This window comes from Lentzea sp. NBRC 105346, assembly GCF_030269605.1.
Classification (GTDB): domain Bacteria; phylum Actinomycetota; class Actinomycetes; order Mycobacteriales; family Pseudonocardiaceae; genus Lentzea.
Window position 1 is genome coordinate 324,522 of record NZ_BSTQ01000008.1, and the last position, 25,390, is coordinate 349,911.

Genomic DNA, 25,390 nt, shown 5'->3' on the forward strand with positions numbered 1-25,390 from the left:
ATGGACAACTTCGTCAAGCAGTCGCTGGCCGGACTCCGCGTCCTGCTGGTGCTCACGCTGATCACCGGCGTGGCCTACCCGGCCGCGGTGTGGGCGGTGAGCCGGATCCCCGGCCTGCACGCCAACGCCGAGGCCGTGGACACCACCCTGGTGGCGGTGACCCGCGAGGGTGACCGGTACTTCGTGCCCCGCCCGTCGGCCGCGACGCTGCCCGCGTCCGGCGCGTCCAACAAGGGCGAGCGCAACGAGGACTACACCAGGAAGATCGCCGAGCTGCGCACGACGATCGCCCAGCGCGAAGGTGTGGCGGAGGAGAGCGTGCCGCAGGACGCGGTGACCGCGTCGGCGTCCGGTCTCGACCCGGACATCAGCCCGGAGTACGCGGCGCTGCAGGTGCCTCGAGTGGCGCGCGCGACCGGGCTGCCGGTGGAGAAGGTGCGTGAGCTGGTGTCGGCCGGCACCGGCGGCACCTTCGCCACCACCGTCAACGTGACGGCGTTGAACCGTGCCATCGACGCCGCCCGTTGACGCTCGCCGGGGTGAGCTGAGGATCTACCTCGGCGCCGCTCCCGGCGTCGGTAAGACCTTCGCCATGCTCGGCGAGGCTCACCGGCGCCGGGAGCGCGGCACCGACGTGGTCGTGGGGCTCGTCGAGACCCACGGCCGGGAGAAGACGGCGAACCTCCTCGAGGGCCTGGAGATCCTGCCCCGCAAGGAGATCCACCACCGCGGCCTCGAGTTCACCGAGCTGGACATCGACGGCCTGGTCGCCCGTGCGCCCGAGGTCGCGATCGTGGACGAGCTCGCGCACACCAACGTGCCGGGCTCACGCAACGAGAAGCGCTGGCAGGACGTCGAGGAGCTGCTCGAAGCGGGCATCGACGTGCTGTCCACGGTCAACGTGCAGCACCTCGAGTCGCTCAACGACGTGGTCGAACGGATCACCGGTGTCACGCAACGGGAAACCGTGCCGGACGAGGTGGTCCGCCGCGCCGAGCAGGTCGAGCTGGTCGACATCACCCCGGAGGCGCTGCGCCGCCGGCTGGCGCACGGCAACGTCTACGCCGCGCACAAGATCGACGCCGCGCTGGGTAACTACTTCCGCGTCGGCAACCTGACCGCGTTGCGCGAGCTCGCGTTGCTGTGGGTGGCCGACCAGGTCGACGTGGCGTTGCAACGGTATCGGCACGAGCAGCGGATCACCGACACGTGGGAGACCCGCGAACGCGTGGTCGCCGCCATCACCGGTGGGCCGGAGAGCGAGACGCTCATCCGCCGCGCCCGGCGCATCGCGTTGCGTGCGGGTGCGGAACTGCTGGTGGTGCACGTGATGCGCGGCGACGGCCTGGCCGGTCCGTCACCGGAGGCGGTCGGCAGGTTCCGCAAGATCGCCGAGGACCTGGGCGCGACGTTCCACTCGGTGGTGGGCGACGACGTGCCGACGGCACTGCTGGAGTTCGCCCGTGGTGTCAACGCCACACAGCTGGTGCTCGGGACGTCGCGGCGCTCGCGGCTGGCGAGGGCGGTCGACGAGGGCATCGGCGCGGCCGTGATCCACGACTCCGGCCCGATCGACGTGCACATGGTCACCCACGACGCGGCCCGCCGCGGGCTGCGCTGGAAGATCGGCCGCAACGCGCTCAGCCGATCCAGGCAGCTCGCGGGCTGGGCGGCGGCGGTCCTGCTGCCCTCGCTGACCGCGGCGCTCGGCCTGTTCTGGCGCGACGACGTCGACTACTCCACCGACCTGGTCGGGTTCCTGCTCGCCACCTGCGTGGTGGCGCTGATGGGCGGTCTCGGGCCCGCCCTGTTCTCCGCGTTCCTCGGCGCCGGCCTGCTGAACTTCTTCTTCACCCCGCCCTACTACAGCCTGGCCGTCGCCAGCCCGGAGAACGTGATCACCCTGGTGGCGATGGTGATCGTGGCGACGATCGTCGCGCTCGTGGTCGACCGCGCGGCCCGGTTGGGCGAACAGGGCGCGCGGGCCAGAACCGAGGCGGCGTTGCTCGCGTCCTACGCGCGCACGGTGCTCACCAGCCCGTTCCCGTTGGCGCGGCTGCTGGAGAAGGTCCGGGAGAACTTCGGCCTGGAGTCGGTGGCTTTGTTGGAACGCCGTGCCGGCGGCTGGGAACGCGTCGCCTGCGTGGGCCCGCGCCCGTGTGACGAGCCGGACGAGGCCGACGCGGACGTCGCGGTCACCTCGGACATCCACCTGGCGTTGCGCGGACGCACGCTGCCCGCTTCGGACCAGCGTGTGCTGGAGGCCGCGGCGGGCCAGGCGCTGATGGCGTTGCGGCAACAGCGCATGGCCGCGGAAACCCTGGACGCGCAACGCAAAGTCGAGACGACCGAGCTGCGCACCGCACTCCTTTCCGCGGTCGGGCATGACCTGCGCACCCCGCTGACGTCCATCAAGGCCGCGATCGGCAGCCTGCGCGATCCGTCGCTGCCGCTGTCCACTTCGGACGTCTCCGAGCTGATGGCGACCGTGGAGGAGTCGGCGGATCGGCTCAACGGCCTGGTCGACAACCTGCTCGACTCCTCACGGCTCGCGACCGGTTCGGTGACACCGCTGCTGCGGCCGGTGAGCTACTACGAGGCGGTCGCGAAGGCGTTGGCGGGCATCGAGGACCGGCACGCGGTCACCGTCGACGTAGACGAGCACCTGCCGCCCGTGTGCGCCGACCTGGGCCTGCTGGAACGCGCGGTGGCCAACGTCGTGGACAACGCGCTGCGGCACGGAAAGGGCGAGGTCGCGGTGCGCGCCAGCACCCACGGCTCGCACGCCGAGCTGCGGATCGTCGACCACGGCCCCGGCCTGCCCAAGAAGACGGGCGACCGGATCTTCACCCCGTTCCAGCGACTGGGTGACCGCGACGCGACGTCGGGCGTGGGCCTGGGGCTGAGCGTGGCCAAGGGGTTCACCGAGGCCATGGGCGGCGAGATCAGCGCGGAGGACACTCCGGGCGGCGGGTTGACGATCGTGATCTCGCTGCCCGTTCACTCGGCTGAGGAGACGGCATGACGTCAGTCCTGGTAGTCGACGACGAACCCCAGATCGTCAGAGCGTTGCGGATCAACCTCGGCGCGCGCGGGTACCACGTGATGACGGCCTACGACGGGAAGACCGCACTCGGCATCGCCGTGGAGCACAAGCCCGACGTGGTCGTACTCGACCTCGGGCTGCCCGACATCTCAGGCGTGGACGTGATCGCCGGGCTGCGCGGCTGGACGACCGTGCCGATCATCGTGCTGTCCGCGCGCACCGAGTCGGCGAGCAAGGTCGAGGCGCTCGACGCGGGCGCGGACGACTACGTGACCAAGCCGTTCGGCATGGACGAGCTCCTGGCCCGGCTTCGGGCCGCGGTGCGCCGGACGGCCGTCTCGCAGGTGACCGACGACCCGATCGTGAAGACGGCGACGTTCACCGTCGACCTCGTGATCAAGAAGGTGCACCGCGACGTCGCCGAGGTGCACCTGACGCCTACGGAGTGGGGACTGCTGGAGATCCTCGTCCGCAATCCTGGCCGGTTGGTGTCGCAGAAGCAGCTGCTGTCCGAGGTGTGGGGGCCAACGCATGTCGGCGAGTCGCAGTACCTGCGGGTGTACATGGCGCAGCTGCGGCGCAAGTTGGAGGTCGATCCGTCGCATCCGCGGCATCTGATCACCGAGCCGGGGATGGGTTATCGCTTCGAGCCATAAGGAACCCGTCAGGATGCGCAGGTTCCGCGTTCGGAGTTCGACAAGGACACTCCCCAAAAGGAACGGCGTGCACTGAACTGGTGTTGTGCGCAAACCATTGGTATCGGGAGGTTTCGGGTTCCCGCTGGGCGCCGCCCTCGGGGCCGCGATGACCGGGCTCGCCGTCGCCGCGGGCGCCCCGAGCCAGCCGGTCCTGTCCGTGGTCGGGCTGGTCGTGGTCATCGACCTGATCGGATTCCTCTCCACAGTGCGGGCGACCCTGGCCACCGCCCTCGTCTGCTGGTTCCTGCACGCGGGTTTCGTCCTCGGCAGGCTCGGTGACCTGGCGATCAACGTCCAGTCGCGCCACGATGCACTGGTGCTCGGGCTGAACGCGCTCGGCGTGATCCTGATCGTCTCCGTCATCCGCGGGACGCCGGCCGTCCAGCGACAGCCCGTCTTGATGCAATCCCAACGCGAAGCCCACTGATCTTGATACGTTCCTTACGGCGTCGGCCGGGCGGAACAACCATGCTGACGGCGTGGCCACATGGGTGAAGCGAGTGGTGCTCGGACGACCGTTCCGCAGCGACCGGCTGGGGGAGACGCTCCTCCCGAAACGCCTCGCCCTGCCGATCTTCGCCAGTGACCCGCTGTCCTCGGTCGCCTACGCGACGCAGGAGATCCTGCTGATCCTCACGCTCGGCGGACTGGCGTTCCTGCACCTGGCGCCGTGGGTCGGGCTCGCCGTGGCCGTGCTGCTCACGGTGGTCGTGATCTCCTACCGGCAGGTCGTGCGCGCCTACCCCAGTGGCGGCGGCTCCTACGAGGTGGCCTCGCACAACCTCGGTCGCTCGGCGGGGCTGGTCGTGGCCGCCGCGCTGCTCGTCGACTACATCATGACCGTGGCGGTGTCGGTCGCCGCCGGCGTGGACAACATCATCTCCGCGGTGCCCGAGCTGAACCCGTACCGGGTGGTGATCAACCTCGGGTTCGTCGCCTTCCTGACCGCGATGAACCTGCGTGGTGTGCGCGAGTCCGGCCGGACGTTCGCCGTGCCCACCTACGCGTTCGTGGTGGGCGTGCTGCTGATGATCGGCGTCGGCCTGGTCCGCACGGTGTTCGGCGACGCACCGGTCGCCGAGAGCGCGGGCTACGACATCCGAGCCGAACAGGTCGGGCTGAGTACGGTGGCCGTCGCGTTCCTCGTGCTGCGCGCGTTCTCCTCCGGGTGCACGGCGCTCACCGGTGCGGAGGCCATCTCCAACGGCGTGCCCGCGTTCCGCAAACCGAAGGCGCACAACGCGGCCACAACCATGGCCATGATGGGCGTCATCTCGATCGCGATGTTCGGCGGCGTCACCGCGCTGGCCATGATCGCCGACGTCCGGTTCACCGAACACACCTGCGACCTGATCGGGTTCGCGGGCGACTGCGAGACCGATCCACAACGGACGGTCATCGCGCAGCTCGCGGCCGCGGTGTTCGGTGGAGACCAGTCGTTCTTCTTCTACTACATCCAGGCCGCCACGGCCCTGATCCTGATCCTCGCCGCGAACACCGCCTACAACGGCTTTCCGCTGCTCGGCTCGATCCTCGCGCAGGACCGGTACCTGCCGCGTCAGCTGCACACCCGAGGCGACCGGCTCGCGTTCTCCAACGGCATCATCGTGCTCGCGGCGATCGCCGGTGGCCTGATCTACGCGTTCGACGGCTCCGCGACCCGGCTGATCCAGCTCTACATCGTCGGCGTGTTCACCTCGTTCACCCTGTGCCAGGCGGGCATGGTCCGGCACTGGAACCGCGAGCTCGCCTACGCCACCACGGGTGCCGAACGGCGCCGTATCCACCGCGCCCGCCTGATCAACGCGTTCGGCGCATGCTTCACCGGGGTGGTGCTGATCGTCGTGCTGATCACCAAGTTCACGCACGGCGCGTACCTGGTCGTGATCGCGATGCCCCTGCTGTACCTGATGATGCGGGCGATCCGGCGTCACTACGACCGGGTGCGCGAGGAACTTCGCGCCGACCCCGGCGGTGAGACGCTGCCGAGCCGAGTACACGCGCTGGTGCTGGTGTCCACTTTGCACAAGCCGACGCTGCGGGCGATCTCGTTCGCCCGCGCGACCCGTCCCGACACGCTGACCGCGATCACGGTGAACCTCGACGACACCGAAACCCGTGCGTTACAACGGGACTGGGAACGACTGGGCATGAAGATCCCGTTGAAGGTGATCGAGTCGCCTTACCGGGAGATCACCAGGCCGGTGGTCGACCACGTGAAGAACCTGCACGTGCGCAGCCCGCGAGATGTCGTCTGCATCTACATCCCCGAGTACGTGGTCGGGCGGTGGTGGGAGAACCTGCTGCACAACCAGAGCGCCCTGCGGCTCAAGGCACGACTGCTGTTCGAACCGGGCGTGATGGTCACCAGTGTGCCCTGGCAGCTCGTGTCCAGCGTCCAAGCCGAGAAGCAACCGGTGCACTAGCGTGGCTTCATCGTCACGCCGACCGCGAGCAGTAAGATCCCGAGCACCGCGAACGTCAACAGAGCCAGCTGCCAGCTGCGCAGCAGCGCGACCACGGACAAGGCCGCCGACAGCAGTACCACGACGGCCGCGCCTGCCCTGCCGTTCATCGGTCACCCCTTCCGGAGGGTGACTCACATCCTTTCGGGCCGGGCCGGGCGGCGTAAATACCACTTCAGGTGGGTATTGGCTCTGGATACGCGGCTGGTTACCGTTGGTGTTCGAGCGGAGGGAGGGTCCCGATGCGGGTGGTCGCGGTCCTGCTTTTCGTCCTCATGTCCAGCACGCCCGCGAGCGCGGCGACGGGCACCTACCTACGCGTGGGGCATCTGTCGCCGGAGAACGCGCGGGTGGACATCACCATCACGGCGTCGGCTAACCCCGGCAGCCCGGTGCGCATCCCCAACGTGGAGTACGGCTACCTGCAGGACTACCACCGGATCGACCCCGGCGCGTACGCCGTCACGATCCGCCCGGCGGGCGCCGACCCGGGCTCCGCGCCGACCAGTTCCGCCACGCTCCAGGCCGTCGACGGCAAGGCGTACACGGTCGTCGACCTGGACAAATCGGGCAAGGTGCTGGAGGACGACCTGAGCCTGCCGCCGGCCGGGCTCGCCCGTGTCCGGGTGATCGACGGGGCGCCCAAGGCCGCCGAGGCCGACCTCGTCCGCGACGGCACGGCCCTGGTCCGCGGCGCCACGTACGGCTCGGCGACCGCCTACTCCACGGTCGCGGCGAACACGAAGTCGATGCAGGTTGTGCCGCGCGGCACCGATCCGGCCAACGTCGACGGCGTCATCGAACCGGGTGGCGTGTACTCGGTGATCGTGATCGAACGGGACGGCAAGGTACTGACCGAGTTCCGCAAGGACGCGAAGGGCGCGGACGTCCCGCCCACCGGCAGTCAGGAGACCGGGTTCGGCGGCATGGCGCCCGGCGGTCCCGGCCTCGACTGGCCGATGGTCTGGGTGCTGCTCGCGTGCGTCGTCACGGCGGTGGTGTTGCTGCGGAAGCCGCGGTCGACATGAAGAAGCTCGTCATCGGCGCGGTGGTGCTGGTCGGGCTGGCGTACGTGATCAAACCGCACGCCGAGAAGGCGGCGGCGCCGGTGACGATCGAGATCCCGTCGATCGGTGTCACCAGCAAGCTCGACAGCCTCAGCCTGGACAAGGCGGGCGTGTTGGAGGCGCCGGCCAAGCCCGACGTCGCGGGCTGGTACGCCGCGGGCGTCGTGCCCGGTGACGCGGGACCGGCCGTGATCGCGGGCCACGTCGACTCGCGCACCGGCCCCGGCGTGTTCTTCCGCCTGCCCGAGCTGAAGCCGGGGGACCAGGTGGTGGTCGGCCGCAAGGACGGCAGCCGGCTCACGTTCGTCGTCGGCAAGTCGTATTCGGTGGACAAGACCGCGTTCCCCGCCGACCTCGTCTACGCGCCGACACCGGTGTCCGAGCTGCGCCTGGTGACGTGCGGCGGCGAGTTCGACCGCGCGGCCGGCAGCTATAAGAAGAACGTGATCGTCGAGGCCGTCCTCAGTGAGACTCGCGTGTGACGTCCGAGCCGCTGCTCCCGATGAGAAAGTCCAGGTCAGCGCCGGTATCGGCCTGCGTGACGTGGTCGATGTAGAGGCGTTCCCAGCCACGCCTCGGAGCGGCGAACCCGTCCCGGTTCGGGGTGCGCTGTGCCAGTTCCTCCGCGGGCACGTCGACCTCGATGAGCCGCGCTTCGACGTCGAGCACGATCACGTCCCCGGTCCGCACGCGCGCGAGCGGCCCGCCCGCGGCGGCCTCGGGGGCGACGTGCAGCACGACCGTGCCGTACGCGGTGCCGCTCATGCGCCCGTCGCACACCCGGACCATGTCACGCACGCCCTGTTCGAGGAGCTTCTTGGGCAACGGCATGTTCGACACCTCGGGCATGCCCGGATACCCCTTGGGCCCGCACCCGCGCAGGACGAGCACCGAGTCGGCGTCCACGTCGAGATCCGGGTCGTCGATGCGGGCGTGGAAGTCCTCGATGCTGTCGAACACGACGGCCCGGCCGCGGTGTTTGAGGAGATGCGGTGACGCGGCGGCCGGTTTGATCAGCGCGCCGGACGGGGCGAGGTTGCCGCGCAGCACGGCGATGCCGCCCTCGGCGATCAACGGTTCCGCGCGGGTGCGGATGACCTCCGGGTCCCAGATCGGCGCGTCGTCGAGGTGATCGACCAACGGCCGTCCGGTGACTGTCAAAGCGTCGGGGTCCAGCAGATCCCGGACCTCGCGCAGCACGGCGAGCAGTCCGCCCGCGCGGTGGAAGTCCTCCATCAGGAACCGGCCCGCCGGCTGCAGGTCCACGAGCAGCGGCACGTGCGAGCCGATCCGGTCGAAGTCGTCGAGCGTCAGGTCGATGCCGAGCCGTCCGGCGATCGCCAGCAGGTGCACCACGGCGTTGGTGGAGCCGCCGATCGCGGCGAGCGCGACGATCGCGTTGTGGAACGAGCCGTTGCCGAGCACGGTGCTCGGCCGCCGATCCTGGTGGACCAGCTCCACCGCCAGGTTCCCGGTGCCGTGCGCGGCTTCCAGCAACCGGCTGTCCGGGGCCGGCGTCCCGGCGATGCCGGGCACGACGGTGCCGAGCGCCTCGGCGACCAGCGCCATGGTGGACGCCGTTCCCATCGTGTTGCAGTGGCCGCGGCTGCGGATCATCGCGGACTCGGAGCGCGTGAACTGCTCCTGGGACAACGTGCCCGCCCGCACCTCCTCGCTGAGCCGCCACACGTCCGTGCCGCAGCCGAGCGGAACACCGCGGAACGTCCCCGTGAGCATCGGACCGCCCGGCACCACGACCGCGGGCAGGTCGACGCTCGCGGCCGCCATCAGCAGTGACGGGATCGTCTTGTCGCACCCGCCGAGCAGCACGACGCCGTCGACGGGATTGGCGCGGAACATCTCCTCGGCGGCCATCGCGGCCATGTTGCGCCACAGCATCGCGGTGGGTCGCATGTTCGTCTCGCCCAGCGACACCACCGGAATCTCCAACGGGATGCCGCCCGCCTCGTAAACCCCCTTCGCGACCGCACCCGCCACCTCGGTGAGGTGGGCGTTGCACGGCGTCAGGTCGGAGGCGGTGTTGGCGATGGCGATCTGCGGTCTGCCTTGGAACGCGCTGTCCGGTGTGCCGCGCCGCATCCAGGCGCGGTGGATGTAGGCGTTGCGGTCCTGACCGGCGTACCACTGTGCACTTCGCAGCTCCACGAACCCATGCTGGCAAAAGAGTCGCAGCGCGTCACTCGTCCTGGCGAACCGATGCCGGGTGGCGCCACGGCGATGACCTGCGCGCGAGCCCATCCGGATGACCGTTGCGTGACAAAGCAACCTGCACGAGTGAGGTTCGGGTCCAAACCCAGTGATCGCAATCGGTGACTGCTACGTTGCGGAGAGCGATGGAACCGGGGAGGTTTCCAATGAAACGCGCTGGAATCAGCGTTGCGGTCGCGGGCGCGCTACTCGTCTCGCTCGCGCCCGCCGCACAGGCCGCGGCCGGCCGGGTCGTGGTGTTCGAGACCGAGTTGCAGAAGTTGACGGTGTACCGGAACCCCAGTGGTTGCACGAAGCTTCCGCTCGCGTCACACGTGCTCATGAACCTGACGAACGACGACGTGACGACGTACGCCGACCCCTTCTGTCTCACGCCGGGGCTGACGGTTGCGCCGGATCACGGCACGCACATCGCGCCCGGAACCGGCAGCTTCCGTGTCTGATCACCGCAACCCGAAGGGACGTTCGTGTCCGTCGATCTCGTCGTCGTTGGCGTCGGCTACGTCGGCCTACCGCTGGCGGCCGCGGCCGTCGCGGCCGGCCTGTCCGTCGCCGGTCTCGACACGTCAGCTCAGGTCGCTGAGACCATCGCCGCCGGTGTCTCGCACGTGCAGGACGTGTCCGACGCCGAACTGGCGGCCATGCGGGACAAGGGTTTCACCGTCACCACCGACCCGGAGGTGCTCGGTTCCGCCGAGACGATCGTGATCTGCGTGCCGACCGGGCTGGGCGCGGACGGTCGGCCGGATCTCACCGCGGTCCGCGCGGCCGCCGAGACGGTGTCGGACCACCTGCGGCCCGGCACGCTCGTGGTGCTGGAGTCCACCACGTTTCCCGGCACCACCGAGGAGATCGTCGCGCCGATCCTGGAACGGCACGGCCTGCTGGCGGGGGAGGACTTCCCGCTCGGCTACTCACCGGAACGCGTCGATCCGGGCAACCGGAACTTCGGCGTGCGCAACACGCCGAAGATCGTCAGTGGGCGGACCCCGTTGTGCGCCAAGCACTGTGCGGCGTTCTACCACCGGTTCGTCGACACCGTCGTCGTGGCGCGCGGCACCCGTGAGGCCGAGCTGGCCAAGCTGCTGGAGAACACCTACCGGTACGTGAACATCGCGCTGGTCAACGAGATCGCCTTGTTGTGCGACCGGATCGGCATCGACGTGTGGGACGTGCTGCACTGCGCCGCGACGAAACCGTTCGGCTTCGCGCCGTTCACGCCGGGACCGGGCGTGGGCGGGCATTGCATCCCGATCGACCCGCGCTACCTGCTCGACTCCGCCGAGCGCGTGGGCGCGGACCTGGGGGTGGTGCGGGCGGCCCGGCGGGTCGACGCGGGTATGCCCGTGCACGTGGCGGATCGGGTCGAGCGGCTGCTCGCCGGAAAACCGTTGCGCGGAGCGGAGATCCTGCTGATCGGCGTCACCTACAAGGCCGACGTCCCGGACACGCGCGAGACCGCGGCGATCCACATCGCGGCCCGGCTCACGTCGCTCGGAGCCAGGGTGAGCTATCACGACCCGATCGCGGGCGACGTGCCGTCGCTGGGGGTTCGCCGGAACGACCTGGACGCCGCGTTGCGGGACGCGGACGTCGCGGTCCTGCTCGTCGCGCACGGGTCCTTCGATCTCGGCCGCATCGCTGCGCGAGCGCGGCTGCTGCTCGACATCACGGGACGGGTGCCCGGAGAGGAGGTCGATCGACTGTGAGGCCCACCCGGCCGGGGTGTCGGCCCCGGCTGGGCGTTCATGCCAACTTTCGCACTGATTGAGGAGTGTCCAGGAATGACCACGGCTGTCAAGAACGACCGCCTGAAGAAGCGTTTCGAGAAGTGGGACGTCAACGGCAACGGCAGGATCGAGAAGTCCGACTACGAGGCGGAGGCCAGGCGCATCATCGCCGCCTTCGGTGAGGCCGCCGAGTCCCCGCAGGCCCGCGTGCTGACGAACGCCTTCATCGTGATGTTCGAGTACCTCGCGGGCAAGGCGGGTGTCGGCCCGGACGGATCGATGACGCTCGAGCAGTTCACCGAGGTCGTCGAGGCGGAGGTCTTCGCCAGCGGCGACGCGGGCTTCAGCCGGGTGGTCGAACCGACCATCCGCGCGATCGTCGGGCTGTGCGACACCGACGGCGACGGCGAGGTGAGCCATCGTGAGTTCGGCAAGTGGCTCGACGCGATCGGCGTGGAGCCCTCGGCGGCGAAGGCGTCGTTCGAGGCCATCGACACCAACGGCAACGGCAAGCTGACCGTCGACGAGCTGGTGCGCGCGGTGCGCGACTACCACCTCGGCAAACTCGACGTCCCGCTGCTCGGCCGCTAGTCCAACCACCGTTAAGGCCACCTTCACTGCACTGAGCGCAGTGAAGGTGGCCTTAACGGCGAGAGTTGGGGTCAGCGGAAGGTGATGTCGAGGTTGGGGGCCATGCCCACCTCGGGGCCGGTGCGGGGTACTGGGGTGCTGATGAGGATGTTGTAGTGGTTGGGAAAGTGGCAGGCGTCGAACCCGAGGACAGTGCCGACCAACGCGTCGCCGAGCCACAGCTCGTCGCCCCGGTCGATCACGCCCGCGGACCCGATCTCGACGAACCCGAGGAACCCGACCCGGTCGATCCGCTCGTCGGTCACGTCGTGGTCGGTGGTCACCAGCTCGTGCACCTCGCCGACCCGCACGCACCGGCTCGCGAACGGTTCCAGCGTCATCCCGCGTTCATCGCGGCGGTGCACCAGCACCTTGACCACCGTGCCGGTGACCGTGCGTTTCGGCCCGTTCTCGCGCATGTGCCGCCTCCATCCGATATACCTGGTCCACCAGGGAAGGCGCGTCCAGACCGCCGTCGTGCCACGCGCCGCGGCGCTCGACGGCGGTGGCGAACTCCCGCAGGATCCCCGCGTATTCGTGCCACAACGAGCCCTTGAACTCCGCGAACCCGGCGAGCATGTCGGCGTGCAGCATGATGCCGTCCACCAGCTCGACCGTCACGTCCTTGACCTCACCGGGGAACGACCAGTCCAGCTCGATCGTCGCCTTGTCCAGTCGCAGCAGCGCCCGCCGGTCGACGCCGAGCTCGTCGCGGGTGACCGTAGCGTCCACAAGGGACAGCGGGCCGACGAACAGGCGTGCCACGTCCAGCGCGTTCGGGCCGTTGTCCGCCACACAGCCACCGCCGCACCGCGTGGCGTCGAGGTACCAGCGGTCCCGGCCGACGTGCTCCTCGATCCGTTCCAGGTAGCGGACCGTCACGTGCCTGACCGGCGCGGTCACCGGCAGCGCCAGGACGTTGCGGTTGTAGCGCCGGTGGAAGGCGGTGAACAGCGCGACGTCGCGCTTTCGCGCGGCCTCGACCAGTTCGACGCCGTCGGCCAACGTGGTGGCGAGCGGTTTCTCCACGCACACCGGAAGTCCCGCCGCGATCGCGTCCCGGCACACCGCCGCGTGCACGTCGTTCGGCGCTGTGACGATCACCGCGTCGACGACGCCCAGCAGATCGCGATGGTCGGTGAACGCCGGAACCTCGTGCGGCGCCAGCAGATCGGGGTCGAGATCACACACCGCGGCCAGCTCGAAGGAAGGCGACGACGCGATCGCGCGGAGGTAGAACCGGGAGATCACCCCGAGTCCGACGACGCCCACCCGGATCACGCGGTCATCAGCTCCTCGTGCAGTGCCCAGGGCAGCGGCACGCCGTGTTCGCGCCGCCATGCCGCGCGTTCGCCCTCGTGCCATCCCGGATAGGTCACGGGATCCGCGACAGCCGGCCAGCCGAGCACCGCGCCGAACAACTGCGAGGCGTCCGCGCCGAACCCAGGACGGAGCACCGACGGTGCGATCGCGAGGGTGAACACACCGATGTCGTCGTCGAGCGAGCCGTCGCCGGACAACGCGCCGAGCGCGGCGCCGGGGACGAGCGCGGCGAGCACCTCCACCAGCAATCCGAGCCCGAATCCCTTGTACGCTCCCGTTTCCGGAGCGCTACCAAGCCACAACAGGTGTGCCTCACCGCGGTCGAAGGCCGCCGGATCCGTCACCGCCTCACCGTCGTCGGACGCGAGCCACCCGGCCGGGACGGGCCGGTTCTCCCGTGCCGCCGCGCGGATCCGGCCGGTCGGCACCACGGTCGTGCTCATGTCCAGCACGAACGGGTGCCGGTCGCCCGCCGGGCACGCCAGGGCGAGTGGGTTGGTACCCAGCATCGGCGCGCTGCCGCCCGGCGGACGGGCGATGCGCTGCCCGCCGCAGTTGGCCGCCACCAGCCCGACCATGCCGTGCGCGGCGGCCCGTGCCGCGTGGTAACCCGCGCAGCCGATGTGCGTGGTGCCCCGCAACGACACCAGCCCGATGCCCCGGCGTGCGGCGCGGGCGCAGGCCAGCTCCATCGCCTGCGACGCCGACCAGAGGCCGAGCGTGCGCCGGGCGTCGGCGAGCACACAGGCGCCGAGGTCGGTCTCTATCACCATTTCCGCGGCGGGATCGGTGCGGCCGCTGTCGAACAGCGGCAGGTACAACCGGGTCAGGTTGACCAGGCCGTGCGATGTCACGCCGGTCAGTTCGCCGTGGCACAACGCCTCGGCGGCGACGCCGGCCCGGTCGGGTGGCATCCCGCGTGCGGTGAACACGCGCGTCACCGCGGCCAACAAGGTCGGAAACGGGACGATCACGTCACTCATCGGACACTCTCCGCGAATCGCAGGACGATGTCGCGCACCACGCCGGCGAACCGGTCGAGGTCGGCCTCCAGGGCGAACTCACCGGGGGCGTGGGCGTTGTTGCCGTCGAGGGAACCGGGACCGAGCACCACGGCCGGGGCCACCCCGTCGAGCCAGATCGCGTCACACGTGAACGCTGGCTCGTCGTCGGGCCAGCGGGGGACGAGCCCGTCCAGCAGTGGAACGTCCTGAGTGGACAGTGCGGGCAAGCCGCGTTTGCGCCACGACAGCTCGGTGATCTTCGCGGCGTCCTGGGCGGTGCGGCGGAACGGCGAGCGATCGCCGAACCGCTCGGTGAACGCCGCGAGCCCCGCCGTCAGCTCCGCGGACACGGCTTCCTCCAGCACGCGGGCCGAAGCCGAGCTGCCGTACGACAGGTTGAGCAGCAGCTCACCCGAGCCGTAGACGCGGTTGTGCATCGAACCGGTGTGCAGGCCGGCGACGCACATCTGCCCGTTGGGCACCTGGGGCAGAGCAGCCGCAAGGTGTTGCGCGAGGAACCCGAGCAGCACGGTCGCGTTGTGCCCCACGTCCGGCTGGTCGTCGATCGCGTCGTCGCCGCGGATCTGGATCGACGGGGTCATCGCGGCGGTGCAGCGCGGCAGGTAGCGCAGGCCGGTCGGCTCGCAGAACACGTTGAGCGCGCCCACGTACCCGGCCTCGACCAGCGGTCGCGTGCCGAAGGTGCCCATCGCACCACCCTCCTCGCCGGAGACGGCCTGGACGAGCACGCCGCAGTCCGCGTTCGCGGCGGCACGGAGACCGGCCAGCAGCGCGACGGCGGGTCCCTTGGCGTCGATCGCGCCACGCCCGTGGAAGCGGACTCCGTCGAACGACGCGGGCTCGAACGGCGCCACGGTGTCGAGGTGCACGTTGAACATCACGGCCGGCGCGTCGCGCGGACCGCGGCGCAGCACGAGGTTCGGCTGGCACGCCAGGAAGTCCGCGCCGACGTCCAACGGGACGAGATCGGACAGCGTGGCGGCCGGGGCGAAGTGCTCGACCTCGAACCCGATGTCCGCCGCGGCGTCGGCGTAGAGCCGCATCGCGTCCCACAGCCGCACCTCGGCGGAGGTCTCCAGCGGTCCGGCGGTCGGCAGCTCGAGCAGGCACAGCAGCAGCGCGCGGTCGGACGCGATCACCCGAGCAACCCGGCCATCGCCCGCCCGGCCGCGACGAACGACGCCGCCGCGTCCTCCGCCAGCTCGCCCGGCTCGTGCGGAACCAGCCCGAGGTGCGGCTCCAGCGACCAATCACCGCGATAACCCTTGTCCCGCAGGAGTTCCATACAGTCCGCGACCCGCGCGTCACCGGTTCCCGGCAGGACGAACCGCGACCCGATCGCGTCCTTGACGTGCACGTGCGCGACGTGCGGCAGCACCTGCCGCAGCAGGGCGTACCCGTCGTACCCGTGCGCGACGCCGTTGCCGGTGTCGAACAACACCCGCAACGCCGGGCTGTCCACGGACTCGACCAGGTCGAGTATCCGCGCGCCGCTCGTGCCCGCCCAGCCGGAACAGTTCTCCAGCACCAGCACCACACCGAGCTCCGCGGCTCGCGTCGCGAACAGCGTGATCCGGCCGATCACGCGGTCGCGCCACGCCTGCTCGCCCAAACCCTCGTTGGGGCAGGACATGATCCGCACGAACCGCGTGCCCAGGTCACCGCACCGCCGGCCGAGCACGTCGAGCTCGGCGAGCTCCAGCTCGAGCGGGTAGGTGATCGACCGCGACCAGCCGCCGATCCGCGACGCCAGGCACACGGCGTGCACTCCGTTGTCCGACAACGACTTCGCGACCCGGTCGAACGCCCGGTCGGACAGCTCGGCCACCGGTGTCCGATCGACCGATCGCAGCTCGATCCGCGACCAGCCGAGCTCGGCGAGCACCCGCAGCTGGGCGGGCAGGTCGTGCGCGGCCTCGTCCGTGATCCCCGCGAGCTCACCCGGCATGCTGCGGCGTGGCTTCCGTGCGGGCCGCCGGAACGACCGGTTCGGCCGAGATGTTCTTGCCGACGGACAGGATCTGCACGACCTCGGTGGCGAACCCGAAGCTGAGCGCGCCGCGCTCGCCGCCGAGCCGGAAGTTCCGGTACGCCTGGATCATCCACTCGGTCAGGGAGTCGTCCCGCAATACAACCCGCTCGGCGTGCCCGCCGCGGACGACGGTCAGCTGGGAGTGGTCGTCGTCATCGCTGACGGCGTAATGGCCGGTCGCGGTGCCCTCGTCGAACCGGATGGTGATCCGCCGCTCGCGCACCGGTGCCGTGAGGTCGGAGGTGATCTCGGTGCGCGCGCCGGCGTTGTGCCGCAGGCCGATGTGCGCGCCGCCCATCCTGGCCACCACGGCGTCACCGACGCGCAGGTCGTACCCGGCGGCGTGGGTGACGCGCGCGTTGCCCGCGAGCCGCAGCGCGAGTCCCACCCCGTGCGGCAGCTCGACGTCGAACGCGGTCGGATGACCGGGTGCGGTGAGGGAACGGCGGAAGCGCGGCTTGTTCTGCACGATCGCGATCGACCTGACCTCGCCCATCGTCCCGTTCCGCACCAGGTCGGTGAGTCGCGCGGTGAGCGTGCTCGCCAGCCACGGCTCGACCACCTCGATGTGCAGCGCGTGCTTGCGGCGCAACCGGATGATCCGCGCCAGGTCGTCGGTGTCGGCCGCGAGCGGCTTCTCCACCACGATCCGGTTGAACCCGAGGCGGGCCAGCTCGGTGATCACCTCCGTGCGCACGCTCGGTGGGGTGCAGACGTGCGCCACCGTGTCGCCGGGGTCGACCAGCGCGGCCGCCTGCGCCAGCGTCTGTGTGGTGACCAGACCCGCGCGGCGCGCAGGCAGCCGGCGCGGGTCGCACGCCACCACCGGCTCGTCGCCGAACAACTGGGTTCCCGCTGCCCGCGCCCTGCTCAGCACCGGGATGTGCAGACCTGCGCCGGCCCGGCCCAATCCCACGACGAGTGTACGCACTTAATTCGCCCCGTCTTCGAAACAATTCGAACCCCGTGGAATTCGACGCTGCTGGATCGACTCGCATGATGTCAATGACGCATGCTCGTTTTGACCTGGAAGTGTGAATCCGTCAGGCGTGTGGAACGGCTGTCCTACGCTCGGATCCGTTGTGTCGCAGCGGAGGTGAGTTCGCTTGGCGGTCCCTTTCTTCACCCAGGCCGTCTCATTCGACCGGCGTTGGCCCGTCACTCGTCAGCACATTGTCGAAGTTATGGACAATGGTAAGTACTCGCATGGGCGAAAAGTAGTAGAACTGGAAAACGCGCTCGCCGCCTACACGGGCTCGCTATTCGCTGTCGGGGTGAATAGCGGTACGGACGCGCTGGTTCTGCTGCTGCGGGCGTGCGGGCTGCGCCCCGGCGACGAGGTGGTCGTGCCCGCGTTCTCGTTCATCGCCACCGCGTCGTCCGTGGTGCTGGCCAGCGGTCGGCCGGTGTTCGCCGACATCGAGGCCGACGGGTACGGCATCGACCCCGCGTCGATCGAGGCCGTCGCGGGCGAGCGCACCCGGTTCGTCATGCCCGTGCACCTCTTCCACCGGCTCGCCGACCTGACCGGCGTGCTCGAGGTCTCCGGCCGCCTGGGACTGACCGTCGTGGAGGACAGCGCCGAGGCGATCGGCATGCGCCATGACGGTGTGCACGCTGGACTGTTCGGGGCCGGGGGAGTGTTGTCGTTCTTCCCCACCAAGACGCTCGGGGCGCTGGGCGACGCGGGCGCGGTGATCACGAACGACGAGCGGATCGCGGAGACCGTCGGGGCGCTGCGCCACCACGGCCGGTTCGGCCGCACGATCGACCACTTCCCGGGCATCTCGACCGCGACCGGTATGCCCGGCGTGAACAGCAAGATGGACGACATCCAGGCCGCGGTGCTGCTGGCCAAGCTGTCCACTCTGGACGATGACATCGCGCGCCGGGCCGAGCTCGCCGCGCGCTACACGTCGCTGCTGAAGGACTTGCCCGGCATCCGCAAGCTGCCGCGCGACGGCGTCGTGTACTACGTGTACGTCATCGAGGCCGACGAGCGGGACGGGCTCGCCACGCACCTCGCCGCGTGCGGTGTCGGGACCGAGATCTACTACCCGGTGCCGCTGCACCTGCAGCCGTGCTTCGCCGACCTCGGGCACGTTCCCGGCGACTTCCCGAACGCCGAGGCCGCCTGCAAGTACACCCTCGCGCTGCCGCTCTACCCGGACATGTCCACTTCGGACGTCGACCGGGTCTGCGAAGCGATCCGCGCTTACTACGCGGGGAGGCCGTGATGCTGCCGTTCTTCCCGCCCGACCTGTTCGAGGACGACCGCGAGGTGCTGCTCGACCTCGTCCGCGAGGTCGCGCTCGATCCAGAGCAGCGGTTCCTGCTCGGCCGGCGCACCGCGGAGTTCGAGAACGTGATCGCCGAGTCGGTCGGCGCCGGCGACGCGATCGCGTGTGGCAGCGGCACGTCGGCGTTGTCGCTCGTCCTGCGCGCCATGGACGTCGGCCCCGGCGACGAGGTGATCGTTCCCGCGTTCGGCTGCGCGCCGCTGGCGTCGTGCGTGGTCCTCGCGGGCGCACGACCGGTGTTCGCCGACATCGACCCGTGGACGATGGTCGTCGACCCGGCGGAGGTCGACAAGCTGGTCACCCCGCGCACCAAGGTGATCATGCCCGCGCACATGTTCTCCGTCATGGCGGACATGCCCGCGCTGCGGCAGATCGCGACCGGTGCGAGCGTCCGACTCCTGGAGGACTCCGCGGTCGGACAGGGCGGCGTGCTCGCGGGCCGCGCGGCCGGCGCGTGGGGGGATGCGGGCGTCTACTCGTTCGTGCAGGTCAAGACGTTCGGTATGCCGGGCGAGGGCGGCATGGTCGTGACCAGCGACCCCGCGCTCGCCCGCACGGTGCGGATACTGCGCAACCACGGCCAGGTGCGGCGGTTCGAGCACGAGGTGATCGGCTGCAACAGCCGGTTCGACGAGATCATGGCCGCGTTCCAGCTCTACCGGTGGCCGACGCTGCCCGCGCGGCTCGCCCGGCGGGCGGCCATCGGCGAGTACTACACGGCGCGGTTCGCCGCGCTGGGTGAACACGGAATCCTCGCACCTCCGTCCACTCGCGACGGTCGCTGCTACTACGTCTACTCACTGCTGTGCGACCGCCGCGACGCGCTGCGGGACTTTCTCGCCGCGCGCGGTGTCGGCTCGCACGTCTATTACCCGGCGCCACTCCCGCACCAGCCCGCGTTCTCGGGGTACGCGGAGCAGGGGCGGGAGTGGCCTGCCGCCGAGCGGGCCGCGCGACGCACCCTCGCCATTCCCGTCTACCCGCACCTGACCGACGCGCAGGTCGAGCACATCGCGGACACGGTGTGTGCCTTCCCAGAGGAAAACCAGTCGTGGGAGAACCCGTTGTGAGCACCCGATCCGCGTCGAGCACGGCCCGCGCCTACGTGCGGCTGGCGAAGCTCGACATCCTCGACTACTACCTCGGTGTCCTGGTCGTGTGGACGCTGCTCGCCCCGGCGTCAAGGCTCGAGCCCGCGGTCCTTGCCACGATGCTGTTGTTCCTCGTGGGCGAGGTGTTCATGATGGCGGCGATGGTCGCGCTGGACGACCTCACCGGCTACCGCGACGGCAGCGACATCGCCAACTACGCGCCCGACGACCCGAACCGCAGGGTCGCCCGCAAGCCGCTCGTCGCGGGCACGCTGACCGAACGCCAGGTGCTCGGGTTCGCGTGGGTGACCGCGCTGGCCGGGGCCGCGTTGTGGCTGGGCGCGATCGCGATCGCGCCACACCGTCCGATGTGGACGCTTGTGGTGATCGCGGTGACGTTCTTCTTCTCGGTGCAGTACTCGTGGGGCCTGAAGCTCAGCTACCACGGTTTCCAGGAGTTCTTCCTCGCCGCGCTGGGCTGGGCCGTGGTGCTCGGCCCGTACGGCCTCGCCACCGGCACGATCGACGGGTTCGCGCTGGTCCAGGCGCTGCTCTTCGGGCTCGGGCCGCTGTTGTTCGGTGTGTACTCCAACACCAACGACGTCGAGGGCGACCGCGGGGTCGGCCGGCCCACGGTGGCGGTGCTGACCTCGCCGCGCGGCAACGCGCTGTTCGTCGCCCTGCTGTCGGCGGTCGAGGCCGCACTGATCGTGGCCGCGCCGTTCGCGGGCGGTCCGTGGTGGTTCCCGCTGGCGCTGCTGCCCACCGTCGTGCTCCGGGTGCAGCAGTGGCGGACGGGCTTCGTCGAGGGCGACATCCTGGTGGCGCGCAAGCTCGGCATCGACGCGCATCGGGTCACCGTGCTCGTGCTGATCTTCGTGAACCTGGTGGTGCGCGGATGACGGACGTGGACGTGGCCGTCATCGGCGCCGGGATCGCGGGGCTGGTCACGGCGTACACCCTCCGCGAGGCCGGGGCCGACGTGCAGGTGTTCGAGGCGGCGGACCACGTGGGCGGGCGGATGACCACGCTGCGCCGCGACGGGTTCCTGATCGACAGCGGTGCCGAGCAGATTCCGACGCGCGGCTACCCGGAGACGTGGCGGCTCATCGACGAACTGGGCGTCACCGGCGTGCCGAGGATCGGCCGGCCCGTCGCGATGTGGCGGAACGGCAAGGCGCGCAACGGTGTCGCACACCCGATGGGCCTGCTGACCGGAGCCGGGCTCGCGCCGCGGGCCCGACTCGACCTGATGCGCGCGGTCCGCCGCCGCCCGGTGTCCGGCACGGTCGCGGAGTTCGCCGCGCCCTGGCACCGCGACGTCCTCGACTACCTGTGCCAGCCCGTCGTGTCCGGGTTCTTCGGCTGGGATCCGGCCCGGTCCGCCGCCGCGCCGTTCGTGGAGCTGCTGACGAGCTTCGGCTCCTCGTCGGGCTGGCGCACCTACCGCGACGGCATGGACACCCTGTGCCGTGCTCTCGAATCCACAGTGGACGTTTCGCTCTCCTGTCCGGTCGACGAGGTCACGGCCAACGGTCGCGTACGGATCAGGGCCGGTCGCGCCGAGGTGACCGCCCGGTCGGCGGTGCTGGCCGTGCCCGCGCCGGTGGCGTGCTCGCTATACGCCGACGCGCCGGAGTTCGTGCGTGCGTCCACGTTCAGGCCGATGCTCAAGGTCCACCTGATGCTCGACCACCGGCCCGCCTCGCGCGCCTACCTGGTCGCGGTGCCGTCGGTCGAGAACCCCGCGGTGTCGGTGATCCTGTTCGACCACCTCAAGCATCCCGGCCGTGCGCCCGCCGGCCACGGCCTCGTGACGCTGATCGCGAACCCGGCGGTGGTGCCGCCGCTGCTGGACGCGCCGGACGAGGAGGTCGTGCACCGGCTGCTCGGCGCCGCGGCCCCCTTCGTGCCGTCGTTGGCCACGGGCGTGCGGGGCCACGTCGTGCACCGGTTCCGGCACGGGCTGCCGGAGGCGACACCGAAGGCACTCGCGTTGCGTGCCGGGTTCAGGCCGGACCTCGTCGACTACGCGGGGGACTGGGTGGACCCGAGTCCGTGCAGCGAGTCCGCCGTCCGTTCCGGCCGCCGGGCCGCGGCCCGCGTGCTGCGCCGAAAGGAGCTCGGGTGAAACCGGATGACATGGGCACGTTGTTCGACGAGTGCGCGGGGTCGCACACGACCGTGGTGCTGGACCGGCCGTTCGACATCGCGCCGGACGGCGGGACGGTGTACGACGTCGCCGGGCTGGCCGCCCTCGTGCGGGAGGCGTCCGGCTGGCTGCACGCGGCAGGCGTGCGGCGCGGCGACCACGTGGCGGTGGTGAAGGCCAACCACTACGACTACGACCTGCTGGCGTGCGCGGCGATCCGGATCGGCGCGGTCCCCGCGTTGATCTCCGGTGACCTCCCGGACGACACGGTGGAGCTGTTGCTGAAACGCCTCGACCCGGCGCTGGTCGTCACGGACCGGCCGCGCTCCGGGCGGGTGTTGCGGCTGGACGATCTCGACTCGATCCGTGGATCGGCCGTGCCACCGCCCGTGCAACGGCACGAGGACGACCCGCTCGTGGTGAACCACACGTCCGGCACGACGGGCACGCCGAAGCTGGTCGTGCACACCACGACCACGATCGTGCACCGGCTCGCGCGGTTCGAGGCGGTCCGCTGGCCGGTGATCGGCGTGCGGCGCGACGACGTGCTGGGCAACGCGAGCTCCTACGCGCACGGCCGGACGTTCTGCTGGACCGCCAGCGTGTTCTGCCTGGCGCCACGCGAGATCGTGCTGCTGTCCACGCCCTCGTCGGCGCCCGCGGTGTTCGGTGAGCACCCGCCGACCGTGGTGGAGGCGCTGCCGTCGGCCTACGTCCGGTGGACGCCGGGACCGGAGTTCCGCGACGTGCGGCTGTTCATCAGCACCTACGACGCGATGCACCCGCCGGTGGTCCGGAACCTGCTGCACGCCTCACGCCGCAAACGTCCACTGTGGATGCAGGGCTGGGGGCAGACGGAGACGGGACCGCTGACGTTCCGGTTCCTCACCCGGAAGTCGGGCGACCTGCGCGACCTCGGCCGGCCCGTGCCCGGCCGGACGCGGCTGCGGGTGGTGGACCCGGTGACGTTCGCGCCCGTGCCCCGCGGCGAGACGGGCCTGGTGCTCGCGCGCACCAAAGCCCGCTGCGCCGGGTACGTGGGGGAGCGGGAGCGGTGGGAGGCGAAGCGGAACGGCGAGTGGTGGAACACCGGCGACCTCGGCCGGATCACGCGCGGCGGTGCGGTGATGCTGCTGGACCGCGAGGTCGACACGGTGCCGGGCCTGTCGTGCCTGGAGATCGAGGACGCGGTGGAGGACCGGCTGCCGTCGGTCGTGGAGTGCGTGGTGCTCGGCGTGCCCGGTGAGCTGCCGATTCCCGTTGTCGTGGGCGAGGTCGACGAGGCCGGGTGGCGGGCGGCGACCGCGGACCTGCCGCCGCTGGCGCCACCGCGGGTGTTGCGGTGGGAGGAGATCCCGCGCACCGGCACCGGCAAGGTGCGCCGGCAGGAGCTTCTGACCCGGCTGGTCGGCAGTGCCGAGACGTACGGCACGGGAAGGTGGACCTGATGACCTACGTCTTCCCCGTCGAGGGCAGTGTCGACCAGCACGACTGCCTGGCCGAGGCGTACGACCCGATCACGTGCGGCCGCCTGGAATCCCTTGGTATCACCGCGCAATGGCGTTGCCTCGACGTCGGCACCGGTGCCGGCAGCATCGCGCGGTGGCTGGCCGAGCGGGCCGGGTCCGTGCTGGCGACCGATGTCGAGCCCCTCGTGTCCCCGGCGCCGCGGCTGGTGGTGCTGCGGCACGACATCGCGCGCGACCCGTTGCCGCACAACACCTTCGACCTGATCGTGGCGCGGCTGGTACTTCGCCACCTGCCGACCCGCGAGCGGGTGCTGCGCAAACTGGTCGACGCGCTGAAACCGGGTGGATGGCTGCAGGTCGACGAGTTCGACACGACCTACGAGCCCGTGCTCTGCGCGCCCGACCGGGCGTTGTACGAGAAGTTCATGCGCGCGAAGAACGCCGTGTTCAGCGCGGCCGGCGTGGACTGCGGGTGGGGCCGTGAAGCGGCGCGCGCGATGGTCTCGGCCGGGCTTATCGACGTCGACCCGGTGCCGTTCGTCCAGCCGTGGCGGGCGGGGGTGCCCGGCGTGCGGCTGCTGGCGGGACACACCCATCGGTTGCGGGACCGGCTGGTCGCGGCGGGCATGACCGGCGACGAACTGGAGCGGGTGCGGGAACTGCTGGCCGACCACCGGTTCCGTGCGTCGTCGAGCGTCTTCTACTCCGTGCAGGGGAGGAGACCGTGGTGACGACCGCCCTGCCCATCGCCGGGCCCGTCGACCTGCGGCTGGGCGGGGAAGCGGACGTGCAGGCCGCCTGCGGTCTCATGCACGTGCACGGCAGGCGGTCCGGCCGTCCTGCCAGGCTCGGGCTGGACTACGCGACCATCGTGGCGACCGAGCTGAGCGAGATCGGGGCGCTGGCCGTGCGGTTCGCCCGCCGGCGGGGTCTGCTGCTGCGGTCGGCGTACACGTCGCTGGCACAGGCCGCTCTGCTCGCGGTCTCCCAGTACCTCGCGGCGGCCACCGCCGACGACCCGCCGGAACCGGTGGTGCCCGGCGGTCCGCCGTTCCGATCCACCGAAGGTGTGCCGTTCGAGATCGAGACGCTCGACCCGTTCGTCTGGCAACGGTTCTGGCAGCGGCTCGACACGGCACCGTCGGCGATCCGCCGCGGGTGGCGCCCGTTCCAGCAGCGGTTCGCCACGGCGACCTGCCCGCTGCCCGCGGCCCTGTTCACCCGCACGGCCACGCTGCCGATCGCGGCGCTGGAGCAGACGGCCGCCGAGACGGGCATGAGCCTCGTCCGCGTGTCGGCCGTCGCGCTCACCGGCCTGCCGCCGTACGTCCTCAGTGGACGGAGCATGCCGGTCGCCCGGCCGCTGGAGGTGGCGTTGCCGTTGTCCGGCATGGTGGTGCTCGAGTCGTGCCGGCGCGTCCAGGGGCCGATGGCGGGGCTCGTGCTGAGCATGCTCGGTGCCCGCGTGATCCGGATCGAGCCGCCCGGCGGCGATCCGTTGCGCGGTGTCCCACCGATGACGGGCGGGGTGTCCGCGCGGTTCCACGCGCTCAACCACGGCAAGGAGACGGTCGAGATCGACCTCGCGACCGGGCGGAGCGACCTGCTCGATCTGGCCGGGGACGCCGATGTCTTCCTGCACAACTGGGCGCCGGGCAAGGACGCCCGATGGAACCTGAGCGCCACCGACGTCGCGGGCGCGCGGCCGGGCATCGTGTACGCGCACGCGTCCGGCTGGGGTGACGCGCTCGGCCCGAACCCGCCCGTCGGCACTGATTTCGTCGTGCAGGCGTACGCGGGGGTGCCGCCGTCGCTGATGACTGTCGTGGACGTGTTCGGCGGGCTCGTGTGCGCGCACGGCATTGTCGATGCGCTCTGTCACGGCCATAGCCGGGTGGAGTCGTCGCTGCTGTCCGCCGCGGCACGGCTCAACGCGTTGTCCGGGCCGCCGTGTTCCGTGCCGCTGAGGGTGCCGGTCTGCACGGACCTCGCCGCGCTCGCCGATGATCCGAGGTTCGCTCGCGCTCTGGTGCGGGACGGGTGTGTGGTTCCGGCGGCTCCTTGGGAGTTCACGAGATGACGTGGGTGTCGACGAACGGTGTGGTGATGGGGGAACGGGTGCCGCGGCGGTTG

25 protein-coding genes are annotated in these 25,390 nt (G+C 70.6%); 17 read left to right on the forward strand and 8 right to left on the reverse strand.

Going from position 1 to position 25,390, the window contains the following annotated elements; translation table 11 throughout:
- From QSK35_RS19775 to QSK35_RS19795, 5 genes are all read left to right on the forward strand, one after another.
- A complete protein-coding gene (locus QSK35_RS19775; protein ID WP_285748206.1) occupies nucleotides 1–528 on the forward strand; it encodes a potassium-transporting ATPase subunit C in 528 nt (175 codons plus the stop codon).
- Nucleotides 506–3,025, forward strand: coding sequence for a DUF4118 domain-containing protein (locus QSK35_RS19780; protein WP_285748208.1), 2,520 nt, complete (start codon nucleotides 506–508; stop codon nucleotides 3,023–3,025). The genes QSK35_RS19775 and QSK35_RS19780 overlap by 23 nt, the downstream gene beginning before the upstream one ends.
- Nucleotides 3,022–3,702: a response regulator gene (locus tag QSK35_RS19785; protein WP_285748210.1), complete on the forward strand. Its 681-nt coding sequence runs from the start codon at nucleotides 3,022–3,024 to the stop codon at nucleotides 3,700–3,702. Before QSK35_RS19780 ends, QSK35_RS19785 begins: the two co-directional genes overlap by 4 nt.
- Before the next feature lie 85 nt (nucleotides 3,703–3,787).
- A complete protein-coding gene (locus QSK35_RS19790; RefSeq protein WP_285748212.1) occupies nucleotides 3,788–4,171 on the forward strand; it encodes a hypothetical protein in 384 nt (127 codons plus the stop codon).
- A gap of 52 nt (nucleotides 4,172–4,223) precedes the next feature.
- Nucleotides 4,224–6,170 (forward strand): APC family permease, encoded by a 1,947-nt coding sequence (locus tag QSK35_RS19795; RefSeq protein ID WP_285748214.1) that lies wholly within the window; start codon nucleotides 4,224–4,226, stop codon nucleotides 6,168–6,170.
- Here QSK35_RS19795 and QSK35_RS19800 read toward each other — a convergent pair.
- Nucleotides 6,167–6,319 carry a hypothetical protein gene (locus tag QSK35_RS19800; protein ID WP_285748215.1) on the reverse strand — a complete coding sequence of 51 codons (153 nt, stop codon included), beginning with the start codon at nucleotides 6,317–6,319 and terminating at the stop codon, nucleotides 6,167–6,169. The two genes, QSK35_RS19795 and QSK35_RS19800, sit on opposite strands and share 4 nt — an antisense overlap.
- 132 nt (nucleotides 6,320–6,451) lie before the next feature.
- Here QSK35_RS19800 and QSK35_RS19805 point away from each other — a divergent pair, with 132 nt between their 5' ends.
- Nucleotides 6,452–7,237, forward strand: a complete 786-nt coding sequence (locus tag QSK35_RS19805; protein ID WP_285748217.1) for a DUF4397 domain-containing protein — start codon at nucleotides 6,452–6,454, stop codon at nucleotides 7,235–7,237.
- Entirely contained in the window at nucleotides 7,234–7,758 is a 525-nt protein-coding gene (locus QSK35_RS19810; RefSeq protein ID WP_285748219.1) for a class F sortase, read from the forward strand. The genes QSK35_RS19805 and QSK35_RS19810 overlap by 4 nt, the downstream gene beginning before the upstream one ends.
- Here the strand turns inward: QSK35_RS19810 and QSK35_RS19815 are convergent.
- The gene (locus tag QSK35_RS19815; RefSeq protein WP_285748221.1) at nucleotides 7,739–9,442 is read right to left on the reverse strand and encodes an IlvD/Edd family dehydratase; all 1,704 of its coding nucleotides are present in this window, start codon (nucleotides 9,440–9,442) and stop codon (nucleotides 7,739–7,741) included. The two genes, QSK35_RS19810 and QSK35_RS19815, sit on opposite strands and share 20 nt — an antisense overlap.
- Before the next feature lie 209 nt (nucleotides 9,443–9,651).
- Between QSK35_RS19815 and QSK35_RS19820 the strand changes: the two genes are divergently transcribed.
- The 3 genes from QSK35_RS19820 (at nucleotide 9,652) to QSK35_RS19830 (ending at nucleotide 11,826) form a co-directional block, all read left to right on the forward strand.
- Nucleotides 9,652–9,948 (forward strand): hypothetical protein, encoded by a 297-nt coding sequence (locus QSK35_RS19820; protein ID WP_285748223.1) that lies wholly within the window; start codon nucleotides 9,652–9,654, stop codon nucleotides 9,946–9,948.
- A 24-nt stretch (nucleotides 9,949–9,972) separates the two neighbouring features.
- Entirely contained in the window at nucleotides 9,973–11,214 is a 1,242-nt protein-coding gene (locus tag QSK35_RS19825) for a nucleotide sugar dehydrogenase (protein WP_285748225.1), read from the forward strand.
- A 75-nt stretch (nucleotides 11,215–11,289) separates the two neighbouring features.
- On the forward strand, nucleotides 11,290–11,826 hold the full coding sequence (locus QSK35_RS19830; protein WP_285748227.1) for an EF-hand domain-containing protein: 537 nt from the start codon (nucleotides 11,290–11,292) through the stop codon (nucleotides 11,824–11,826).
- Between the two features lie 71 nt (nucleotides 11,827–11,897).
- Here the strand turns inward: QSK35_RS19830 and QSK35_RS19835 are convergent, their stop codons facing one another.
- From QSK35_RS19835 to QSK35_RS19860, 6 genes are read right to left on the reverse strand one after another with little or no spacing between them, the layout of a single operon-like run.
- Nucleotides 11,898–12,284 (reverse strand): DUF6917 domain-containing protein, encoded by a 387-nt coding sequence (locus QSK35_RS19835; RefSeq protein ID WP_285748229.1) that lies wholly within the window; start codon nucleotides 12,282–12,284, stop codon nucleotides 11,898–11,900.
- A complete protein-coding gene (locus QSK35_RS19840; RefSeq protein ID WP_285748232.1) occupies nucleotides 12,214–13,146 on the reverse strand; it encodes a Gfo/Idh/MocA family protein in 933 nt (310 codons plus the stop codon). The genes QSK35_RS19835 and QSK35_RS19840 overlap by 71 nt, the downstream gene beginning before the upstream one ends.
- Nucleotides 13,143–14,171 (reverse strand): Ldh family oxidoreductase, encoded by a 1,029-nt coding sequence (locus tag QSK35_RS19845; RefSeq protein ID WP_285748234.1) that lies wholly within the window; start codon nucleotides 14,169–14,171, stop codon nucleotides 13,143–13,145. Before QSK35_RS19845 ends, QSK35_RS19840 begins: the two co-directional genes overlap by 4 nt.
- The gene (locus QSK35_RS19850; protein WP_285748237.1) at nucleotides 14,168–15,352 is read right to left on the reverse strand and encodes a M20/M25/M40 family metallo-hydrolase; all 1,185 of its coding nucleotides are present in this window, start codon (nucleotides 15,350–15,352) and stop codon (nucleotides 14,168–14,170) included. The genes QSK35_RS19845 and QSK35_RS19850 overlap by 4 nt, the downstream gene beginning before the upstream one ends.
- On the reverse strand, nucleotides 15,349–16,161 hold the full coding sequence (locus tag QSK35_RS19855; RefSeq protein WP_285748239.1) for a sugar phosphate isomerase/epimerase family protein: 813 nt from the start codon (nucleotides 16,159–16,161) through the stop codon (nucleotides 15,349–15,351). Before QSK35_RS19855 ends, QSK35_RS19850 begins: the two co-directional genes overlap by 4 nt.
- Nucleotides 16,151–17,176, reverse strand: coding sequence for a Gfo/Idh/MocA family protein (locus QSK35_RS19860; protein WP_285748241.1), 1,026 nt, complete (start codon nucleotides 17,174–17,176; stop codon nucleotides 16,151–16,153). Before QSK35_RS19860 ends, QSK35_RS19855 begins: the two co-directional genes overlap by 11 nt.
- A 175-nt stretch (nucleotides 17,177–17,351) precedes the next feature.
- Between QSK35_RS19860 and QSK35_RS19865 the strand changes: the two genes are divergently transcribed.
- The 7 genes from QSK35_RS19865 to QSK35_RS19895 are packed head-to-tail and all read left to right on the forward strand — an operon-like array spanning nucleotide 17,352 to nucleotide 25,337.
- Complete coding sequence (locus tag QSK35_RS19865; RefSeq protein ID WP_285748243.1) at nucleotides 17,352–18,482, forward strand: DegT/DnrJ/EryC1/StrS family aminotransferase; 1,131 nt, start codon at nucleotides 17,352–17,354, stop codon at nucleotides 18,480–18,482.
- Nucleotides 18,479–19,615 (forward strand): DegT/DnrJ/EryC1/StrS family aminotransferase, encoded by a 1,137-nt coding sequence (locus QSK35_RS19870; protein WP_285748245.1) that lies wholly within the window; start codon nucleotides 18,479–18,481, stop codon nucleotides 19,613–19,615. Before QSK35_RS19865 ends, QSK35_RS19870 begins: the two co-directional genes overlap by 4 nt.
- The gene (locus QSK35_RS19875; RefSeq protein ID WP_352244126.1) at nucleotides 19,612–20,538 is read left to right on the forward strand and encodes a UbiA family prenyltransferase; all 927 of its coding nucleotides are present in this window, start codon (nucleotides 19,612–19,614) and stop codon (nucleotides 20,536–20,538) included. Before QSK35_RS19870 ends, QSK35_RS19875 begins: the two co-directional genes overlap by 4 nt.
- Entirely contained in the window at nucleotides 20,535–21,767 is a 1,233-nt protein-coding gene (locus tag QSK35_RS19880; RefSeq protein ID WP_285748249.1) for a protoporphyrinogen/coproporphyrinogen oxidase, read from the forward strand. Before QSK35_RS19875 ends, QSK35_RS19880 begins: the two co-directional genes overlap by 4 nt.
- An 11-nt stretch (nucleotides 21,768–21,778) precedes the next feature.
- Nucleotides 21,779–23,236: a class I adenylate-forming enzyme family protein gene (locus QSK35_RS19885; RefSeq protein ID WP_285748300.1), complete on the forward strand. Its 1,458-nt coding sequence runs from the start codon at nucleotides 21,779–21,781 to the stop codon at nucleotides 23,234–23,236.
- Entirely contained in the window at nucleotides 23,236–23,988 is a 753-nt protein-coding gene (locus QSK35_RS19890) for a class I SAM-dependent methyltransferase (protein ID WP_285748251.1), read from the forward strand. The genes QSK35_RS19885 and QSK35_RS19890 overlap by 1 nt, the downstream gene beginning before the upstream one ends.
- Nucleotides 23,985–25,337, forward strand: coding sequence for a CoA transferase (locus QSK35_RS19895; RefSeq protein WP_285748253.1), 1,353 nt, complete (start codon nucleotides 23,985–23,987; stop codon nucleotides 25,335–25,337). Before QSK35_RS19890 ends, QSK35_RS19895 begins: the two co-directional genes overlap by 4 nt.
- Nucleotides 25,338–25,390 lie beyond the last annotated feature (53 nt).

What these genes read in the sequence shown, in the direction of transcription:
- QSK35_RS19800 (WP_285748215.1), bottom strand. Translation starts at nt 6,319, where the DNA reads ATGAACGGCAGGGCAGGCGCGGCCGTCGTGGTACTGCTGTCGGCGGCC.
- QSK35_RS19880 (WP_285748249.1), top strand. Translation starts at nt 20,535, where the DNA reads ATGACGGACGTGGACGTGGCCGTCATCGGCGCCGGGATCGCGGGGCTG.
- QSK35_RS19820 (WP_285748223.1), top strand. Translation starts at nt 9,652, where the DNA reads ATGAAACGCGCTGGAATCAGCGTTGCGGTCGCGGGCGCGCTACTCGTC.
- QSK35_RS19805 (WP_285748217.1), top strand. Translation starts at nt 6,452, where the DNA reads ATGCGGGTGGTCGCGGTCCTGCTTTTCGTCCTCATGTCCAGCACGCCC.
- QSK35_RS19845 (WP_285748234.1), bottom strand. Translation starts at nt 14,171, where the DNA reads ATGAGTGACGTGATCGTCCCGTTTCCGACCTTGTTGGCCGCGGTGACG.
- QSK35_RS19830 (WP_285748227.1), top strand. Translation starts at nt 11,290, where the DNA reads ATGACCACGGCTGTCAAGAACGACCGCCTGAAGAAGCGTTTCGAGAAG.
- QSK35_RS19885 (WP_285748300.1), top strand. Translation starts at nt 21,779, where the DNA reads ATGGGCACGTTGTTCGACGAGTGCGCGGGGTCGCACACGACCGTGGTG.
- QSK35_RS19835 (WP_285748229.1), bottom strand. Translation starts at nt 12,284, where the DNA reads ATGCGCGAGAACGGGCCGAAACGCACGGTCACCGGCACGGTGGTCAAG.
- QSK35_RS19855 (WP_285748239.1), bottom strand. Translation starts at nt 16,161, where the DNA reads ATGCCGGGTGAGCTCGCGGGGATCACGGACGAGGCCGCGCACGACCTG.
- QSK35_RS19810 (WP_285748219.1), top strand. Translation starts at nt 7,234, where the DNA reads ATGAAGAAGCTCGTCATCGGCGCGGTGGTGCTGGTCGGGCTGGCGTAC.
- QSK35_RS19775 (WP_285748206.1), top strand. Translation starts at nt 1, where the DNA reads ATGGACAACTTCGTCAAGCAGTCGCTGGCCGGACTCCGCGTCCTGCTG.
- QSK35_RS19785 (WP_285748210.1), top strand. Translation starts at nt 3,022, where the DNA reads ATGACGTCAGTCCTGGTAGTCGACGACGAACCCCAGATCGTCAGAGCG.
- QSK35_RS19890 (WP_285748251.1), top strand. Translation starts at nt 23,236, where the DNA reads ATGACCTACGTCTTCCCCGTCGAGGGCAGTGTCGACCAGCACGACTGC.